The following is a 19,972-nucleotide window of genomic DNA, read 5'->3' on the forward strand; positions in this document are numbered from 1 at the left end:
CTGGAAGTCAAGCCTCCCATCGCCGATAATACTGCAGGCTACGTCTGTGGAAATGTAGGTCGCTGCCACTTTGAGTTTATAACACACACTTCATTCTTAAACAATCAATCAACTCTTATCAATATAAGCAATATCCCAAAAATTATTTATTACTTTTTTTACTTTATCTATCTATATTACTTTTACAAACTTTTGAAATTTTATTTTATGCGTATTATTATTCATTCTGTATTGGAAGTTTGACATTTAAATCTTTGATTAACACTTTATTTACTCCTCATTAACTCCTATCGTTTATAATGTTATTAGAAAAGGTGACCATCTCCCTTTCCAAGAGATTAGTTTTACTCCTTGTCCAAAATTTGTAACAACTTCCTTGTTTCTCTTGGTACCGGTCATCTTTTTACTGAAGAGCCTATCCCTCCCAAACCTTCTTAAACGTACTTTACGATAAAATACTCTTAATTAACTATACATTTCAGGAAACAATCATGTCTAAAAAAATTGCATCTGCAAGAATCTCTGAAAAGAGTTCACAATTACTTCAAGATCTCAATAACTCACTTCCATTTGATAAAGTACTCTACGCTGAAGATATAGAGGGTTCACGTGCACATGCTTATATGCTTTGTGAACAGGGTATCATCTCTAAAGAGGATTATGAGAAGATAGAAGGCGGATTGTATGAGATACTGGGTGAAATAGAATCCGGTGTCTTTAAACTTGATGGTGATGATGAAGATATCCACATGGCAATAGAAGGAAGACTGACTGAAAAGGTTGGCGATGCAGGTAAACGTATGCATACTGCACGTAGCCGTAATGACCAGATAGCACTTGACTTCAGACTCTATGTACAGAACAACACAAAAGCCATTGCAGAGCTGCTTTTAAAGAACATTACTACACTTGTAAATGTAGCAGAAGAAAATGCAGAAGTGATGCTCCCTGGTATGACACACTTGCAGCATGCTCAGCCTATAAACTTTGGTTACCATATGATGGCTTATGCAAGTATGTTTAAACGTGACTATGAGCGTTTTATGAGCTCTTATGAGCGTAACAACTACTCTCCTATTGGTTGTGCTGCATTGGCCGGTACACCACACCCTATTAACAGACAGACTACTTCAGATAAATTGGGCTTCAATGCTCCGACTTTAAACTGTCTTGACACGGTTAGTGATCGTGACTTTGCCTTAGAGATCCTTTTTAATATTTCTACTATGATGATGCATATGAGCCGTTTGAGTGAAGAGCTGATCTTGTGGTCTGCAAGTGAATTTAGATGGGTAACACTTTCGGACCGTCATGCAACAGGTTCTTCCATCATGCCACAAAAGAAAAATCCTGACATCCCTGAACTTCTCAGAGGAAAAACAGGACGTGTAAACGGTAACCTGGTTGCACTTCTTACAGTCATGAAAGGTTTACCACTTGCGTACAACAAAGATATGCAAGAGGACAAAGAGGGTGTATTTGACTCTGTGAGAACAGCCACACTTTCACTACAAGTACTCGAGGAGATGATAGCAGACATGACAGTCAATGCAGAGCAGATGGAAGCCGCATGTATGATAGGCCATCTCTCTGCAACAGACCTTGCCGATTACCTCGTAAAAGAAGCAGGACTTCCTTTCCGTGATGCCTACCACATCACAGGTAATGCAGTAAACTTGGCAGAAGAGAAAGGGCTTGATATCTCTGAACTTTCTTTGGAAGATCTGCAAAGCATAGACGAACGTATAGGTGAAGGTGTAGTAGCTCTCCTTGACAACCGTGCTTCTATGAATGCCCGCCAGTCAGAAGGCGGAACTGCTACTGTGAGAACTTTAGAGCAGGTTGAGAGTTTGAAGGATTGGTTAGATAAACAAAAGTAGTTCTCCTTATCGTCATCATGACGAGCAGGAGAGACAGATGTTTTTGTGTTCTTCTGGTGTCTCCCCAGCAAAATGTTCAAACTCTGGCAGTTCGTCAAATGGATGAGCTGCGATATACAGCAGTGTCTCTACCATAGAAAAATCCCCTTTTTGCGCAAGGTCTATCGCTTCTTGGAGCATATAGTTTTTCAGGACATATTTCGGGTTGGTTTTTAACATCGCTTTTTGGCGTTCATCTTGTGTGCGGGTTTCCTTTGACAAACGTTTATCATACAGGTTAAGCCAGCCGTCGACAGGTACAGGATTCATGGCGATATCAAAGAGGGGCATTCTGTCACCGTCATAGCGGCTGAGAGTTCGGAAGAAAAGAGTATGGTCCACGTAGGAGTCTTGCAGTGTGCCTACGAGATCTTTGATGAGTTCAACATCTTCATCCAGTTTTACAGCCAGTCCCAGTTTTTCGCGCATGACATCGATATAGGCATCAGGGTAGAGGAAGTTACCAAAATCATCGAGTTTCTTTTGCATTCTCTCTTTATCAATGATCGGAGTAAGTGCTTTGGAGAGCATGGTGAGGTTCCAGTAAGAGACATTGGGTTGGTCACCGTAGCTGTAGCGGCCTGCCTTATCGGTTTTGTTACAGACAAATCCGTAGTCAAAATCATCCAGCATGGCATAAGGCCCATAGTCGATGGTGAGACCTGCGATGGACATATTGTCTGTATTCATGACACCATGGTTAAAGCCTATGCCTTGCCACTGTGCTATCAGCTTTGCCGTTCGCTCAACGACTTCACAAAAAAACTTATAATAGCGATCTTCGTCATCCTGCAAGTTCGGGTAGGATTCGGTGATGACATAGTCTGTGAGAGATCTGAGTTTATCGTACTCTTTAAAGTAGTAAAAGTATTCAAACGTACCAAAACGTACCCAACTTGGTGACATTCGCATCACAATGGCGCCGCGTTCTATTTGATTTCGTAGGATCTTCGTTTGCGATCCGATGATACCAAGAGCCCTTGTTGTAGGGATGCCAAGATGGTGCATCGCTTCGCTCATCAGGTATTCTCGTATGGAAGAGGGCAGGGCCGCGCGGCCGTCTGATGTGCGTGAGTAGAGTGTCTCTCCACTTCCTTTGGTTTGGAGGTGCCAGCCATTGATGCTTCCCAGGTTGATAGCCCTTCCATCTCCCAGACGTGGTGCGTAATTGCCAAACTGATGCCCAGCATAGCACATGGAAAAGGGACGTGCCCCTTGGGGAATGAAGGTACCGTTGAGCAGTGCTACAAAACGGGGATCATCCTTGCTGTTGTTATCAAGATCGATCAGTTCTGCCGCCATAGGATTGAAGCTGATCAGATACGGATCATCAAGTGGTGTGGGATCGGTCATATCGTAAAATTCGCTATCTAGCGAAAGATATGCAGTTTGAAATTTAAGCTCATTAAGTGTCATAAGAACGTTTTACATTTGTTATGCTTAAGTTCAGGTAAGCTTTTACTTTTTGCATGGTATTTTCTTTCTTTTATCCTACCTATTTACTTTTATAGCTAATATAGTATGATTCCACACTCAATTTATACGCTAAGGTATCTTCATGTTTAAAAAAATTGTCTCTTTTTGTATTATACTCACTACATTTTCTTATAGTTTCATCAATATAGAACCTCCTGTTATCGGAGAGAAAGAGGGTTTGTCCGGTGAGGTTTCATTGGGGGCTAAATATAGTTCAGGTAATACAGATTCACGTTCAGCCGGATTAGCGGCTAAAGGGGAGTACAGTGAAAAAGAGTGGCTTATTTATCTTATCGCTTCTTATACCTATGGAGAATCAAACGATCTAAAAGATACAAATGATGGTCAGTTTCATCTTCGTTATGTACATTCCATCATAGATACCACCTATGATTATGAATTTTTTCTTCAAACTGAATTTAATGAGTTTCAAGAGATAAAAGAAAGAAATTTGGCAGGGGCCAATATTCGAAAAAAGTTAGACCTTCCTTTTGATAAGTTTTATGTAGCATTGGGTCTTTTTTATTCTTATACGGAACCAGATACAATTAGTGCCCTCGACCCGATATACAGACGAACACGTATGAACAGTTATGTCTCTTTTTTAAAAAATATAAATAAAAACTTTTCCATAACCTATCTTGGGTTTTATCAACCCAATGTTGAAGCGTTTTCAGACTTCAGAATATCGCAAACCCTACAACTCAATACTATTATAACGGAAGATCTCACATTTACATTTGATATCAATCACAATTATAATGCAACACCCTATCATGAGATTGAAAAAAGTGATATCCGTTCTACTATTAATTTGAGATATAAGTTCAAATAGCAATCTCTTACTTTTCTCTCGCTGCCACGTTGTCGTGGTAAGGCCTATTTCACTTGAATGACTCATAGATATTGGTCGTTTGATCTTATTTTTATTACAATATTTACCAACATTATGCTATTGTTCCTCCAAATAAAAATATCAACGATCCAAAGGAATAAAGATGCAGGTATCAGTAGAGTATCTAGGTGAGAAAAAATTTAAAGCAAATACAATCAAGTCTTCATATATTTTAGACTGTAAAGAGATCACTCCGGTGGAGTATTTCGCGACGGGTGTCATAGGATGTACGGGGATAGACCTTGTAATGATGGCTGAAAAGGATGGCTTTGAAGTGACGAATTATTCTGTAAAGGCAGAGATAGAGAGAACAGAGACTGTCCCTATGAAGTTTGCATCTATGCACATCATCTATGCGTTTGACGGGGCATTTGATGCGACTAAAGCAAAACGTTATATAGGGGCATCTTTAGAGAGTTACTGTACAACGGTGAACTCTATCCGTGATTCAGTGAAGGTGAGTTATACGATCATACAAAATGGTGAGAAGATCGCTGACAAAGAAGAACTTGTCTCCATGAGCGTACCGCTTGAAGACGGTTTCGGAGGAGCTTGCTGCTCGTAGCTTTTAAAGCTCGTCAATTTTATTGATGAGCGATGGGATACGTTTGGCTTTGAGTTTGTTCCCGTCTACTTTTGCTACAGGCTGTTTCTTACACAGTTTGCACATACTGATACATGACTTCACTATGACCATGTCATCTGGAAATGCCTTTATCAGTTTCTTCTGAAGCTTATTGACCTTCGAGAATTTTTTACATATCTGTATCTTCATATTTTACTATAGCATATTTTTTCTGCTTCAGATACTTTTTACTCTTAGAGGAGTATCATAATGTTAGCTCATAAACTAAAAGGACATAGTATGAATCCTGTAGAACAAGATATTGCAAGAAGAAAAAATGAGATCATAGCAGAGGTGAATGCACTTTTTAATGCAAATATAAAGTTTACTGATTGGGATGTACCTGAAGCAGATAATGAACTTGCAGGAAAACTTATTTTAGAGATTATGCAAGAAGCACTTGATGGATTGAAAGCAAAATTGGATGCGGGTGAGTTGAAATAGCATACCTATAAAAAATGTAGCGGATCTTTTCATTCTCTCCTGCTAACCCATGAGAGAAGATTTTTAGATAAGTCCAAGTTCTGCAAGCAGTGCTTTGATCGTAGGTGAAATGTTACTTAACTCTTTCATAAATGTTCCCCAGGCCATATCTTCCCTGTACCACTCTTCGATGCGTTTCATTGAGTCGCTTTTTTCTTCTTCTGTAAGCGCGTCTGATTTGTCAATAGTGTCTTTGATCTTTTCTAAGTGTTTTAAGTTGCTGCCACTCATTGTGTATCCTTTTGGTAGATATCATATGATTATTATAGGATGATAATACTTTCAAACATATATGATACGACCTAATACACATTTCGCTATAATGCCAACCCAAATTAGCCCCATACATGGATATATAATGATACAACTTACAAACCTCTCTAAAAGCTTTGGGGGACAAACCCTTTTTAAAGATGTCAACCTCAAGCTTTCACCTGGACAGAAAATTGGACTTGTCGGACGTAACGGGTCTGGTAAATCGACGCTTTTTAAGATCATCCTTGGTGAAGAGAGTTATGATTCCGGAGATGTAAGTATTCCCAAGAACTACATGATAGGTACACTTAAACAACATCTTGTGTTTACAGAACCTACAGTACGTGAAGAGTGTGCATTGGTACTTCCTGAAGATGAACAATGGAACTTTTATAAGATAGAAAAACTGCTTTTTGGACTGGGGTTTTCAGCAGAAGATCTGGAGAAAGATCCTATGAGTTTTTCCGGAGGATACCAGATACGTATCAATCTTGTGAAACTTTTGGCAACAGAGCCCAATATGTTATTGCTAGATGAACCTACCAACTACCTTGACCTACCTTCTTTACGATGGTTGAAAGGGTTCATTAGGGAGTTTGAGGGTGAAGTGATACTCATCACACACGACCGTGACTTTATGGACGCTGTGACGACCCATACGATGGGTATACAGCGTAAAGGACTTCGTTTGGTGCAGGGTGACAGTTATAAGTACTACTCGACACTTGAGATGGAAGATGAAACGTATGAAAAAACCAAGGCAAATCAAGATAAAAAGCGTAAAGAACTTGAAGACTTTGTCGCACGTAATAAAGCCAGAGCATCTACAGCTGCACTTGCACAGTCCAAGCAAAAAGAACTGGACAAGATGGATGACATGGAAGATTTGCAGAATGATGCTACTTTGTCATTCAGTTTCAAATATAAGGAGACACCTGCAAAAGTCATTTTCCGTGCAGAAGATCTGGGCTTTGGGTACAACCCTGAAGAACCATTGTTTCAAGGCATTACTTTTGCTATGGAGAAGGGTAAACGTCTGGCTATTATCGGTAAGAATGGTAAGGGTAAGTCAACGCTGCTCAATTACATTGCAGGAGAATTACCACTCCAACAGGGGAAGCTTGACTTTCATCCTTCTACCACATTCGCGCACTTTGGACAGACGAACATCGAAAGACTGAATGTCAAATCAACGATCATTGATGAGATCGCTTCAGTCAATAAAGATATAGGTATACCAGAGTCACGCAGTATTGCTGGGCGTATGATGTTCTCAGGAGACCTTGCGGATAAAAAGATAGAAGTACTTTCCGGAGGAGAGCGCAGCCGTGTCATGCTAGGAAAGATCATCGCAACACCCGCAAATCTTCTCTTCCTTGATGAACCCACCAACCACCTTGATATGCAGTCCATTGATGCTCTGGCAGATGCCATAGAAGACTTTGAAGGTTCTCTCATTATGGTCACGCACTCAGAGATGCTGTTAAGAAGATTGGCTGACGCGCTTATTATCTTTCATAAGGGTGGTGCAGAGTATTTTGAGGGTACCTATGATGAATTTCTGGAAAAGATAGGTTGGGAAGAGGAAGAAGGGGCAGCACCTAAAAAGAAGAAACCTAAGATCAACCATAAAGAACGCAAGAAACTGCGTAAAGCTGTGATACAGGAACGTAATGAACTGCGTAAGCCTTATACGAAAGAGATAAAGCTCTGTGAAGAAAAAATTGAAGGGCTTGAAGCAGAACTTGAGGCTAAAAATGCAGAGCTTGAAAAAGCATCAAACTCTGGTGACAACGCTGTCATTATGGAACTTTCACGTGAAGTAGGTCTTGTACAGCAGGAAGTGGATGCACTGTTCGAACGTTTGGAAATAGCTACGGAAAAAGATGATGAGATCGTGGCTGAGTATGAACTCAAGCTTGAAGAGATAGACGCATAATTGATTTGTTATGCATTTAATTTTTATAATTTAGGAAATTCCCGTAAAGGTCTACTTATGGTGTTGTTTCTCCCTTCATTTTTTTAGAAAAAACGAAGCAAAAAAGCGTCGTGGCTCTCGAATCGCTTCGCTTTCAAGGGCGTTCGCCACGACAATGTTTTATTATTATCTGGACTATCGTCACGTATTCACTTTCTAAAGTATAAAAACTTTAATTAATAAATTCTATCTATTCAATGACACGCAGTGTGCTCTGTTACTGTGAACACCCTTGAAAGCGAAGCGATTTGAGAACAGTAACGACTTTTGTTACTTTTCTAGAAAAGTAAAGGGAAAAGAAAGCCTCAAGTTCAATTTTGAGGGAGTTTTTTAGATGAAGGAAATTAATTCCCCAAAAGAGTTTTTATAAACTCTTATGCGGATCTTCGTGGCTGTGATCCCAGGTAAGTTTTCCTCCGCCTAACAGGTGGAAATGGAGGTGAAATACTTCTTGTCCTCCATCTGGACCATTGTTGGTGATGAGTCTGTAACCTGATTCATCGATACCCACTTTTGTCGCGACTTCCTGTGCAAAACTGGTGAGTCCTGCTATGGTCTCCGGTGTGGCATCCTGAAAACAATCTACATGTGTTTTCGGGATGATAAGAATATGGATTGGTGCCTTAGGGTAGAGATCATGAAATGCTAAAAAATGTTCACTCTCATGGACGGTGTTATTGGGGATTTCTTTGTTTACTATTTTACAGAATATGCACATGCCGTGCTCCTTTAATCGGTTGATTTATTTTCTTTTTTTCTTATCATATCAACTTGTGTATACCCCTGTCAAGCAAGGATATTTTTAGTGTGATTCTAAGTTTCATAGAGGTAAAGTATAACACAGATAAGTAGTAATAAATCCCATTGTTAGTAATTTTTAGATAAAATCACAACAATACACAGAAGTCATATAGAGGTTAAATGGAAAATTTAGAAGAGAAAATTGTTCAGGCTGATTCGCTTGAAACATTAGAAAAAGTACGTGTTGAGCTTTTTGGGAAGAAGGGTGTTTTAGCAGCAGAGTTTGCTAAGATGAAAGATGTACCCGGACCAGAGAAAAAAGCATTTGCAGAGGGACTGAACAAAAGTAAAGCCGCATTGCAAGCAAGTTTTGATGCACGTTACGAAGTGCTTAAGTCTGAAGAGATAGAGAAAGTACTTAAAAGTGAAGCGATAGATGTTTCACTGTATGGCACACTGGCACAAAAAGGTGCACTGCATCCGGTGATGGAGACGATGGACAAGATCATTGACTATTTTGTAGCGTTGAACTTTGCTGTGGAGAGCGGTCCTATGGTGGAAGATGACTTCCATAACTTTGAAGCCCTTAACCTGCCTAAATACCACCCTGCACGTGATATGCAGGATACATTCTATTTTAAGGATGGCGGACTTTTACGTACACATACTTCTCCGGTACAGATACGTACGATGATGGAGACCAAACCTCCTATTCGTATGATCGCTCCGGGGACAGTGTTCAGACGTGATTATGACTTGACGCATACACCTATGTTCCATCAGGTTGAAGGTCTTGTGGTCGATGAGAAAGGTAAAGTGAGCTTTGCAAACCTCAAAGCTATTTTGACAGATTTCCTACAGTATATGTTTGGGGATGTTGAAGTACGTTTCAGACCGAGTTTCTTTCCGTTTACCGAACCGTCTGCTGAAGTAGATATCTCTTGTATCTTTTGTGCAGGTGAAGGATGCAGGGTCTGTTCACATACAGGTTGGCTGGAAGTGCTTGGATGCGGGATCGTTGATCCGAATGTCTTCAAGGCAGTAGGATACGAAGATGTGAGCGGATATGCCTTTGGTTTGGGTGTGGAGCGTTTTGCAATGCTTATGCATAAAATACCTGATCTGAGATCTTTATTTGAAGGTGATATTCGTTTGTTGGAGCAGTTTAGATGATAGTAACAAGAAGTTGGTTAAATGAATTTATAGACCTTAGTGATGTGTCTAACGAGAAGCTTTATGAAACGTTTAACTCCATAGGACTGGAAGTTGACAGTCTGACTCAAATAGAGATAGCGGAAAAAGTAGTGGTAGGGAAGATCCTTTCTTGTGAAAAACATCCTGATGCAGATAAACTCAATGTATGTAAGATAGATGTGGGAAGCGGAACAAGACAGATCGTCTGTGGTGCAGCTAATGTAGTGGATGCAGAATATGTGGCAGTAGCAACGATAGGTGCTGTACTCCCTGGTGACTTTAAGATCAAACATGCGAAACTCCGTGGTGTCGAGAGTGAAGGTATGGTATGTGCTTCTTCTGAACTTGGCTTACCCGATACGGGCAAAGGGATCATGATACTGGATGAAAGTATCGGTAAACTTGAAGCGGGTAAAGAGTTATGTTCTTATGAAAAGGTAGCAGACACACTCATCGAGCTTGAACTGACTGCCAACAGAGGGGATTGTCTAAGCATTTATGGTGTGGCAAGAGACTTGAGTACCGCACTTGATATTGAGTTGAAAACGTTTGAATATAAACAAGAAGAGAAGATCAAACTGGGTATCGCCAGAGAAGCAGAGCTTCACCATACAGGTGAAATGGATGCCGATCTCCATTATAAACTGGCAACGATAGAAAATATTTCCAGTAATTTCCTTGTACAGTTACGTTTAGCCATGGTAGGTGTAGAAGCCGAAGGAAAACTTGCAAGTATGCTGGCATATGCAACGCATACCACAGGCGTAGTGTTACGTGCCTATAACAGTAAAATATTCCGTAATGAGGAAAATAAGATCTCTGTACAGACGGTAGCAAAAGCAAAAGGTATTATCGAGATCATCGGAAATGAGAAAGTACTTTCTGTCGTAGGTGTGCTGCAAGAAGAAGAGTGCATAGCAAATGATAAGACGAAAGAGCTCTTGATAGAAGCCAGCTATATCAATCCTGATACGTTAGTGGAGGCTGTTGCGAACACTTCTTTGACAACGGATGAACTTTATTACAAGACATCAAGAGGTTCCAATCCTGATCTCTATTTCGGGTTATCGTTCTTGGCTTCTATGATGGACAATTATACAGATATCTCTTGTTATGAAGGTTCACTGATCGTGAGTGCTGAAAAAGAGCATGAAACTGTTATCGTAGATGCAAAAGAGATCTCTGCTATCATTGGTATGGATATTGAAATAGGAAAGATCGTAACCATTCTTCATAAACTTGGATTTGAGATCAATTCTATGGGGCATGATCTTATTGCTGCAGTGGTACCGCACTTTAGACATGACATTAAGCATTTACAGGATATCGCAGAAGAGATCGTACGTATCGTTGGGATCAATAACATAGAAGCCAAACCTTTTGTTTTTGCTGAAAAACCGCGTCTTAATGCTACAACCGATAGATATAAAGCAAAAAAAGCGTTTAAGAACCGTGCAGTAGGTGTATCATTCAATGAGAATGTATCGTATGTATTTTCTGAAAGATCTCTTTTGGAAAAATGTGGTTTTTCTACGTTAGAGGAAACACTTGAGCTCGCTAATCCTATCGCAGAAGAGCTCAATACATTGAGATCAACGATCTTGGTTAACTTGCTTAATGCAGTAAAGCGTAATGTGAGTTATAGTAAAAAATCGATTCCTCTGTTTGAGATAGGTGCAGTATTTGGAAGTAAGAGAGAAGAGCGTGAAGTGATCGCTTTTGTTTTTTCCGGACAAGTTGAGAGTGAAAATGTAAGAAATGCCGGGAAACCGAAGATGATCGACTTTGCCTCTTTTACCCAAAAAGTAGGTGCAGTTATCGGTGCATTTGAACTGGTACCTTGTACTTATGAAAATGGTCTTATCCATCCATATCAATCTGCAAATATCATTGTAGATGGAAAAGTGTGCGGATTCATTTCAAAGTTACATCTAACAGTGCAGGAAAGTTTTGGTATTCCTGAGACATTCATCGCGGAGATTGATTTTGATGCCTTATTGCCTAAGCATATCAATGCAACACCTATCTCTAAGTTCCAAGGTGTTTATAAAGACCTCTCTGTAGTGATCGATAAATCTTTGAACTACTATGAAGTAGCTAAAGTACTCAATGCACTTGAACTTCCGATGCTTAGAGATAGCTATCCCGTAGATATCTACGAGGATGAAAAGTTGGGTGATAAGAAAAGTCTTACGGTACGTTTCTTTATTCAAGCTATGGAAAAAACACTGGAAGAGAGTGATATAGAAGCAGTGATGGGACATATCATGACTGCACTTGAGACAGAATGTAAAGCAGAATTGAGATAAAGATGAAAATACAATTAGCCTCTAGTTATGGATTTTGTTTTGGCGTGGAAAGAGCGATTGAAATAGCTGAAGAACACAGAGGATCTGTCACGTATGGTCCACTGATCCATAATAAGGATGAGATTAATAGACTGAAAGAAGGGTTCAACATCGGCCTTGCTGAACGTCTTGAAGATATCAAGACGGATGCTGCTGTGGTGATCCGTACACATGGTATCCCTAAAAATGAATTGGCTGTGTTAAAAAGTCAAGATCATAAAGTGATAGATGCAACCTGTCCTTATGTCACGACCCCACAAAATATTGTACAAAAGATGAGTGTAGAGGGTTACAGTATCGTGATATTCGGTGACAAGGAACATCCAGAGATCAAAGGCGTAGTGAGTTATGCGGAAGATCTTGAGGATGCGTTTATCGTGCTTGAACCTGAAGAGTTGGAAGCACTTCCTCTTAAAGGGAAGGTTGCTGTTGTTTCCCAAACCACAAAAAAACCTGAAGATTTTGCAAAGATCGTGACAGCATTGATGGCAACACGTAAAGAGATCAGGGTATTTAATACCATTTGTAATGCAACATTTGAAAACCAGGATGCTGCAGCAGAACTGGCTAAAGAGGCTGATGTTATGATAGTCATTGGTGGGAAACACTCTTCTAACACCAAACAACTGCATAGTATCTGTGAACGCGATTGTAAAGACAGTTACCTCATAGAGAATGAAAACGAACTTGAAGCCGGTTGGTTTGAAGGTAAAGCACTTTGTGGTATCTCTGCAGGTGCTTCTACCCCTGACTGGATCGTACAAAACGTGATCAACAAGATACAAGAAATGAAGAAAGTAGATGAGGTTATATGAACACATTAACGCTCAAACCCATTTCTAAAATAGCTGGAGAGATCAATCTCCCGGGATCCAAAAGTCTTTCAAATAGAGCATTACTGCTTGCTGCATTGGCTGAAGGGACTACACATATTACCAATCTTTTAGAGAGTGATGATACCAGACATATGCTCAATGCCCTGAAACAGCTTGGTATCACCTATACCCTCTCTGAAGACAAAACAGAATGTACCGTCATCGGTAATGCAGGAGCGATACACAGTGCAAACCTGCAGGAACTCTTTTTGGGAAATGCAGGTACAGCGATGCGACCACTCTGTGCGGCATTGTGTCTGGGTACAGGTTCTTATCTGCTTACGGGGGAGCCCCGTATGAAAGAGAGACCTATAGGACACTTGGTAGATGCTTTGAGAGAAGCAGGTGCAAAGATCAGCTATCAAGAGAATGAAGGATATCCGCCTCTTTTGATAGAAGCTGATGGGCTCTCTGGTGGTGATGTGAAGATCGACGGTGCGATTTCAAGTCAGTTTTTAACGGCACTCCTGCTCGCTGCCCCTCTGGCAAAAGAGGATATGACTATCTCTATTATCGGGGAACTTGTCTCTAAACCTTATATCGATATTACCCTGCATATTATGAAAGAATTCGGTGTAGAGGTAGAGCATGACAATTATCAAACCTTTAAAGTAAAAGGTAGACAAACCTATAAAGCAGTAGAGAGGTTTATGGTAGAGGGTGATGCTTCTTCTGCGTCTTATTTTCTAGCTGCTGCTGCGATCAAAGGCGGTACGGTCAAAGTGACAGGTATCGGCAAAAAGAGTATCCAGGGTGATGTACAGTTTGTTGATGTCCTTGAAAAAATGGGTGCAATCGTAGAGTGGGGTGATGATTATGTAGCTGTAAGCAGGGGTGAACTGCATCCCATAGATATGGATTTCAACCACATTCCTGATGCTGCAATGACCATAGCGACCACAGCACTTTTTGCAGAAGGTACGACAACGCTTAGAAATATCTATAATTGGCGGGTAAAAGAGACAGATAGACTGTTTGCCATGGCAACTGAACTTCGCAAGGTTGGAGCAGAGGTCGAAGAGGGTGAAGACTACTTAAAAATCACACCACCAAAGAAACTTAAACATGCAGCGATAGACACCTATGATGATCATAGAATGGCCATGTGTTTTTCACTTTTAGCACTCGACCCAGTTTCTGTAACGATCAACGAACCTGAATGTACAGCCAAAACTTTCCCTACATATTTTGAAGTACTTGAGAGTATTTCTTCTTAAAAAAACCAAATAAAAATAGTATTACAAACATACCAAGGTATCACGTTATTTGGGCAAAGAGGCGAAATTGGCCTTGTGTCAGTATAGCTTATGATACTTTTTCTATAAGCCATATTTATGGTTAAAAAGGTATAATAACGCAAAATTAGGCACACATAAGGATAGGTATGAAGTTCGAAGATATCGAAATAGAAGATGTAGATTTTGAGGCGATGCTCGAGGAATCGTTTAAAAAGTCAGAGTCAAAAAGTGATTTAGTTACAGGTACAGTTGTTAAAATAGATGAAAAAGATAATATAGCAGTGATCGACATCGGTGGTGGTAGAGATGCAACTCTTACACTTGATGAACTAAAAGATGAAGAGGGTAACCTTGCGTTTAACGTAGGTGATACTATAGATGTTGTTACTATGGGAAGAGGTCGTATTTCTCACAAAGCTGCATTAAGCAGAGTAGCACTCAATGAGTTTATCGCTGAGTATGATGAAGACCAAGAGTATATCATCGAAGGTGTTGTAACGAAAACAAACAAAGGTGGGTATGTTGTTGACTGTGATGGTCTAGAATTCTTCATGCCACGCACACTTTCTTACCTTTCTTCAAAAGTTGACCCTACAGGTAAAAAAGTAAAAGCGGTTATCGTAAAAGTAGATAAAGAGAAAGGTTCAGTTGTTGTTTCTAGAAAAGAACTTATTGAGCGTGATAAAGCAAAAACAGATGAGATAGTTGCTGAACTTCTTGAGAAAAAAGAACCAGTAGTTGGTACAATCAAGAAAATCACTTCTTATGGTATGTTTGTAGATGTTGGCGGTATTGACGGTCTTGTTCACTACTCACAGATCTCTCATAAAGGTCCAGTGAACCCATCTAAATACTTTTCTGAAGGTGATGTAGTAAATGTTGTAGCACTAGACTATGACAAAAAGAAAAGACACCTTTCACTTTCTATTAAAGATGCAAATCCTGATCCTTGGGCTGACATTGATTCAATTATCGGTGTTGGTGATACTGTTACTGCTACAGTTTCTAACATTGAACCTTATGGTGTATTTGTTGATCTTGGTGAAGATCTTGAAGCATTCCTTCATGTATCTGAAATCTCTTGGGATAAAAATGTTAAACACCCGAAAGACTACCTCGAACTTAATTCAGACATTAATGTTGAAGTGATCGAGATCGATAAAGAGGGTAGAAGATTAAGAGTGAGCCTTAAAAATCTTCTGCCAAAACCTATGGATGCATTTACATCTGAAAACAAAGTAGGTGATGTAGTCACTGGTACAGTAACATCAATCACTGATTTTGGTGCCTTTGTAAAAGTTGGTGCAGTTGAAGGTCTTCTTCACAATCAAGAAATTTCTTGGGATAAATCAAAAAATGCAAAATCTGAACTTAAAGTCGGTGATGAAGTTGAAGTGAAGATCATCAAAATTGACAGAGATGCAGGTAAGATCTCATTGAGTAAAAAAGCGCTTGAAGATTCGCCGGTAAAAGCATTTGCTCAAACGCATAAAAATGGTTCTATCGTAACAGGAACAGTAAAAGATAAAAAAGATTTCGGTGTGTTTATTTCACTTGAAGACAACATCGACGCGCTTATCAGAACAGAAGATCTTCATCCACTCAAGTTTGACGAGATTGAAAAAGGTCAGGAAATTACAGGTGTGATCAGCTTTATCGATGCTGACTCTGATAGAATCAGAGTTTCTGTAAAAAGACTTGAGCGTCAAGAAGAGAGAGAAGCTATGGATCAGCTTAATAAAGAACAAGATGACAGCATGACTCTCGGTGATGCATTTGGCGATAAATTTAAAAGATAATTATTAGAGTAAAGCTTCAAACTATCAAAATGAGGAGATGTGTACTTAAACATATCTCCTTATTTGATTCTTAATATTGAGTTGCCTTCAGTAGGTGGTTCATACGATTAGTCGTATCCTCCCGTACTTTATGGTACTTAAATTTTCACAGAAATAAAGGTTATAAGATGTCAAAAAAGACGATTGTTGTTTGTGACCATATCCACCAAGATGGATTGGATATTCTTGCTAATGATAGTGAAATAGAATTTATAAATGCAGCAGATGAGCCTAAAGATAAGCTTCTTGCTGAGTTTATCCCTTTGGCAGATGTTGCTATCACACGTTCTTCTACAGATGTAGATGATGCATTTTTAGCACAAGCTAAAAAAGTAACAGCAGTAGTACGTGCCGGTGTTGGTGTCGATAACGTAGATATCCCTGGATCTAGTAAACAGGGTATTGTTGTTATGAACGTGCCTACGGCGAACACTATCGCAGCAGTTGAGCTTACATTGACTCATATGCTATCATGTGTAAGAACATTTCCTTATGCACATAATAATCTTAAGCTTGACCGTGTATGGAGAAGACAGGATTGGTATGGTACGGAACTTAAAGACAAAAAACTTGGTATCATCGGTTTTGGTAATATCGGATCACGTGTAGGAAAAAGAGCTAAAGCATTTGAAATGGATATTGTCGCATATGATCCATACATTGATTCAAGTAAAGCTACAGACCTGGATATCGGATACACTAAGAATTTTGAAGATATTCTAGCATGTGATATCATTACGATTCATACACCTAAAAATTCTGAAACGATCGGTATGATTGGTAAAGAAGAGATAGCGAAGATGAAAGATGGTGTGATCCTTATTAACTGTGCGAGAGGTGGTCTTTATGATGAAGATGCACTTTTAGAGGGGCTTACTTCAGGTAAGATCGCAATGGCAGGTATCGATGTATTTAACAAAGAACCAGCGACAGACCACCCACTTCTTGATCTTGAGAATGTGACTGTGACACCTCACCTTGGGGCAAATACTAAAGAATCTCAAAAAAATATTGCGATTCAGGCAGCTGAAAATGCGATCGCAGCCGCAAAAGGTATTTCATACCCGAATGCACTGAATTTACCTATTAAAGAACATGAACTGCCTGATTTTGTAAGACCATACCTGGAACTTATTCAAAAGATTGGTCATATGTCTGCACAGGTCACAAAAAGTGCTGTGAAGTCTATTAAGGTAAGTGGAGCTGGTCCTGTGGCTGAATATTTAGAATCTATGGGTACATTTGCAACGGTAGGTGTACTTACAGAGTCTCTGGGTGATCAAGTAAACTATGTCAATGCTGAATTCGTTGCAGAAGAACGCGACATAGAGATCACAAAAGAAGTAAAACCAAATAACAGTGGATTTACCAATAAAGTCGGTATCAAACTGACAACAGCTGCAGGAACAATTTCTATTGCTGGTACGGTATTTGATGACACTGAACAACGCATTATTGAGATCGATGATTATATCTTGGATGTTGAGCCAAAAGGCACAATGGTCTTCTTTAGAAATACAGACACTCCGGGCGTGATCGGTGATGTAGGTCGGATCATGGCAGAAAATGGTCTGAATATATCTGACTTTAGACTGGGACGTGACAGCAAGAAACAAGCACTGGCTGTTGTACGTGTAGATGGCCAAGTTAAAAAAGAACTTCTCGAACAACTCGCATCATTAGAAGCATGTATTAGCGTTTCTCACGCGACACTTTAAAAACTAAGTGGGTCTTCCACTTAGTTTCATCCTCTCCCACTTTTTATTCCTATTTTATTTCTTATAATTTGTAGTTAGTCCTCTATGGATCAGTACTATAAATAAATAGATTAACTATTGTATCAGGTTATAATAGATATAATTGTTTCTTATTATTATAGCCTCTATCGTATAGAGTGTGTTACTTTGGTTATAATATAATATAATTTTGGATAAATGGAGTGTCTCTTATGAAAAAGTATCTCATTTTTCTTTTCTCATGGCCGCTATTGGCTGGGTTAAATAACCTGGAACTCAATCAGGCTATTTCTATGCTAAAAAACAACAATCTTGAATTAAGAATTTCCCATTTTAATGAACAAATGAAAGCCTATGAAACCGCTGCTGCCAAAGGGAATCACTATGGTAAGTTGGATGTTTCTGCTTCAGGTATGCGATCAAACGATGCAGGGAATGTGTTTGGCTTTAAATTGCAGAGTCGTGAAGCAAACTTTGGTGATTTTGGTGCAGAAGAATTTGTGACATCTCTGAGTAGTCCATCAGGACCAGATTACATAACCCCACCTAGTGCTTTAAATTACCCAGAAACGAGAAACCACTATCAGACAAAAATTTCTTATATGCTGCCTCTGTATACCGGTGGTAAGTTATCAGAATATGGACGAATTACGGATGCTTTACATCGTATGAGCCAATGGGATACACAAAAATTGATGAATGAAAAGATATTTCAGACAAAGAAAGCATTTTATGACATTTCATTGGTAGACAACTATATTTTAAATCTTTCCAAGATCATTCAAAATATCAGTCATTTGGAATCTATTGTCAAAAGTATGGGTGAAGAAGGGTATGCACAGGAGATCGATCTCCTTGAAGTGCAAGCTCGCAGGTCCGAGGCTGAAAGTATGTATAACCAAGCCAAGCTCAACAGGGATCTTGCGTATCAATTTCTTTCATTTTTATTAAATGAAGAAGTGAGTTCTATTAAAAAGGTCAATGAAATGGCACCTATGCCTAAGATTGTTTCCGAAGAACTTGAAAGTAATAATATAGATATACAAAAAGCACTGTTAGGGTTAAAGATCACTCAAATGGCCATGAAGGTTGAAAAAGCGAATTATCTCCCTACGATCGGTGCCTTTGGGGAATATGGAAGTGCAGATGATGAAATGTGGAATGAATTTAGAGACAAAGACTCCTATACTGTAGGGATCCAGTTGAAATGGAATATATTCAATGGCGGTATCGATGCTGCAAATCTTGAAAAAGCAAAAGTGAATCATCTGAAAGTACAAAATGAAGTTTCACTGGCTAAATCGGGTATTGGATTGAAGGTCAAAAAACTTGAAACAGAAATTTTAAGTAAGAATGCAGATGTAAAGAATTATCAAAAACAATTACGTTTTGCAAGAAAAGTCTATGAAAATTACCGTTCACGCTATAAAGAGGGTATTGTTTCTATTTCAGATGTTTTAATGAAGCAATCCAAGGAGCTGGAAGTATTACTTAAGTTACTTACTTTAAAGAATGAACGTAATACCAAGATCTTTGAACTCAATAGTATTTTAAATACAGGGGGAAATGTATGAATAAATTGATTAGTATCATTGTATTGGCACTGATGGTCACCTCTGCACATGCAATAGAAATCGAATTAAGCGGTTCTGTGATCTCTGATAATCAAAAGATGATCACCAGCCGTTATATGGGTTATGTAAAACATATGGCTGTGTCTGAGGGTGACATAGTGAAGAAGGGACAACTTCTTTATGAGATAGATTCAAAAGAGATAGAGTCTGCAGAGAGACAAGTGGATCTGGCTATTTCTCAAGCCAGGCTTTCTCTGCAGATGAATAAAAATCAATATAATAATGTGCTTACCAACCTTGCAAGACATGAAAGACTTTATAAGAAGAAAATGGTTTCCAAATATGAGTTTGAAATGTTGCAACTTTCTGCTAAAAATCTTAAAGATATGGTTACCATTGCCGAACAACAGGTGAAACAAGCATTGGCTAAAAAAGATGAAGTCTTAAATCAGTACAATTATTTGAAGATCCATGCACCAAATGATGGGGTTATTGTCGATAAACGCCTGAATGAAGGAGAAATGGCAATTCCCGGTATGCCGGCAGTTACGTTAACTGATTTGAGTAGATTGACCATCGTAGCAGAAGTGAGTGAAACACAATTAAAATACATACATCTAGGTAAAAAAGCTGATATCTCGATACCTTCTATCGGTTTTAGCACGGTGGGTGAAATCACTTCTATTATCCCAAGTTCAAACCCCATGACACACAAGTTTAAGATCAAAATAAAATTTGATAGGAAGAAGAGTTCTTCTGTTTATCCTGGTATGTATACCAAAATTATGATCAAGTAG

Annotated in this window: 17 protein-coding genes; 13 read left to right on the plus strand and 4 right to left on the minus strand. The window is 39.2% G+C overall.

Annotated features, from left to right (window positions below; all coding sequences use genetic code 11):
* Positions 1-491: 491 nt before the first annotated feature.
* Positions 492-1,880: an argininosuccinate lyase gene (argH, locus tag LDM93_RS00005; protein WP_223889800.1), complete on the plus strand. Its 1,389-nt coding sequence runs from the start codon at positions 492-494 to the stop codon at positions 1,878-1,880.
* 15 nt (positions 1,881-1,895) lie between these two features.
* Here the strand turns inward: argH and LDM93_RS00010 are convergent, their stop codons facing one another.
* Positions 1,896-3,335, minus strand: coding sequence for a YdiU family protein (locus LDM93_RS00010; protein WP_223889801.1), 1,440 nt, complete (start codon positions 3,333-3,335; stop codon positions 1,896-1,898).
* Positions 3,336-3,477: 142 nt separating this feature from the next.
* Between LDM93_RS00010 and LDM93_RS00015 the strand changes: the two genes are divergently transcribed.
* Positions 3,478-4,230 (plus strand): DUF481 domain-containing protein, encoded by a 753-nt coding sequence (locus LDM93_RS00015; protein WP_223889802.1) that lies wholly within the window; start codon positions 3,478-3,480, stop codon positions 4,228-4,230.
* A 163-nt stretch (positions 4,231-4,393) separates the two neighbouring features.
* On the plus strand, positions 4,394-4,855 hold the full coding sequence (locus tag LDM93_RS00020; protein ID WP_223889803.1) for an OsmC family protein: 462 nt from the start codon (positions 4,394-4,396) through the stop codon (positions 4,853-4,855).
* A gap of 3 nt (positions 4,856-4,858) precedes the next feature.
* On the opposite strand, the gene LDM93_RS00025 is transcribed toward LDM93_RS00020, so the two are convergent.
* The gene (locus LDM93_RS00025) at positions 4,859-5,065 is read right to left on the minus strand and encodes a DUF1450 domain-containing protein (protein ID WP_223889804.1); all 207 of its coding nucleotides are present in this window, start codon (positions 5,063-5,065) and stop codon (positions 4,859-4,861) included.
* Between the two features lie 60 nt (positions 5,066-5,125).
* On the opposite strand from LDM93_RS00025, the gene LDM93_RS00030 reads away from it, so the two are divergent.
* The gene (locus tag LDM93_RS00030) at positions 5,126-5,359 is read left to right on the plus strand and encodes a hypothetical protein (RefSeq protein WP_223889805.1); all 234 of its coding nucleotides are present in this window, start codon (positions 5,126-5,128) and stop codon (positions 5,357-5,359) included.
* A gap of 63 nt (positions 5,360-5,422) precedes the next feature.
* Here LDM93_RS00030 and LDM93_RS00035 read toward each other — a convergent pair whose 3' ends face one another.
* The gene (locus LDM93_RS00035; protein WP_223889806.1) at positions 5,423-5,629 is read right to left on the minus strand and encodes a hypothetical protein; all 207 of its coding nucleotides are present in this window, start codon (positions 5,627-5,629) and stop codon (positions 5,423-5,425) included.
* A 127-nt stretch (positions 5,630-5,756) separates the two neighbouring features.
* Between LDM93_RS00035 and LDM93_RS00040 the strand changes: the two genes are divergently transcribed.
* Entirely contained in the window at positions 5,757-7,592 is a 1,836-nt protein-coding gene (locus LDM93_RS00040) for an ABC-F family ATP-binding cassette domain-containing protein (RefSeq protein ID WP_223889807.1), read from the plus strand.
* A gap of 403 nt (positions 7,593-7,995) precedes the next feature.
* Here LDM93_RS00040 and LDM93_RS00045 read toward each other — a convergent pair whose 3' ends face one another.
* Complete coding sequence (locus LDM93_RS00045) at positions 7,996-8,349, minus strand: histidine triad nucleotide-binding protein (protein WP_223889808.1); 354 nt, start codon at positions 8,347-8,349, stop codon at positions 7,996-7,998.
* A 203-nt stretch (positions 8,350-8,552) separates the two neighbouring features.
* Between LDM93_RS00045 and pheS the strand changes: the two genes are divergently transcribed.
* The 8 genes from pheS to LDM93_RS00085 all read left to right on the plus strand — a co-directional run bounded on the left by pheS (position 8,553) and on the right by LDM93_RS00085 (position 19,972).
* Entirely contained in the window at positions 8,553-9,545 is a 993-nt protein-coding gene (gene pheS / locus LDM93_RS00050) for a phenylalanine--tRNA ligase subunit alpha (RefSeq protein ID WP_223889810.1), read from the plus strand.
* On the plus strand, positions 9,542-11,875 hold the full coding sequence (pheT, locus tag LDM93_RS00055) for a phenylalanine--tRNA ligase subunit beta (protein ID WP_223889811.1): 2,334 nt from the start codon (positions 9,542-9,544) through the stop codon (positions 11,873-11,875). Before pheS ends, pheT begins: the two co-directional genes overlap by 4 nt.
* Before the next feature lie 2 nt (positions 11,876-11,877).
* A complete protein-coding gene (locus tag LDM93_RS00060) occupies positions 11,878-12,729 on the plus strand; it encodes a 4-hydroxy-3-methylbut-2-enyl diphosphate reductase (protein WP_223889812.1) in 852 nt (283 codons plus the stop codon).
* On the plus strand, positions 12,726-14,006 hold the full coding sequence (gene aroA / locus LDM93_RS00065) for a 3-phosphoshikimate 1-carboxyvinyltransferase (protein WP_223889813.1): 1,281 nt from the start codon (positions 12,726-12,728) through the stop codon (positions 14,004-14,006). Before LDM93_RS00060 ends, aroA begins: the two co-directional genes overlap by 4 nt.
* A 167-nt stretch (positions 14,007-14,173) precedes the next feature.
* Positions 14,174-15,826 carry a 30S ribosomal protein S1 gene (locus LDM93_RS00070; RefSeq protein WP_223889814.1) on the plus strand — a complete coding sequence of 551 codons (1,653 nt, stop codon included), beginning with the start codon at positions 14,174-14,176 and terminating at the stop codon, positions 15,824-15,826.
* Between the two features lie 167 nt (positions 15,827-15,993).
* A complete protein-coding gene (gene serA / locus LDM93_RS00075; RefSeq protein WP_223889815.1) occupies positions 15,994-17,583 on the plus strand; it encodes a phosphoglycerate dehydrogenase in 1,590 nt (529 codons plus the stop codon).
* 230 nt (positions 17,584-17,813) lie between these two features.
* Positions 17,814-19,175 (plus strand): TolC family protein, encoded by a 1,362-nt coding sequence (locus tag LDM93_RS00080; protein ID WP_223889816.1) that lies wholly within the window; start codon positions 17,814-17,816, stop codon positions 19,173-19,175.
* Positions 19,172-19,972: an efflux RND transporter periplasmic adaptor subunit gene (locus tag LDM93_RS00085; protein ID WP_223889817.1), complete on the plus strand. Its 801-nt coding sequence runs from the start codon at positions 19,172-19,174 to the stop codon at positions 19,970-19,972. Before LDM93_RS00080 ends, LDM93_RS00085 begins: the two co-directional genes overlap by 4 nt.

This window comes from Sulfurovum sp. TSL6 (genome assembly GCF_019972115.1).
Lineage (GTDB): Bacteria > Campylobacterota > Campylobacteria > Campylobacterales > Sulfurovaceae > Sulfurovum.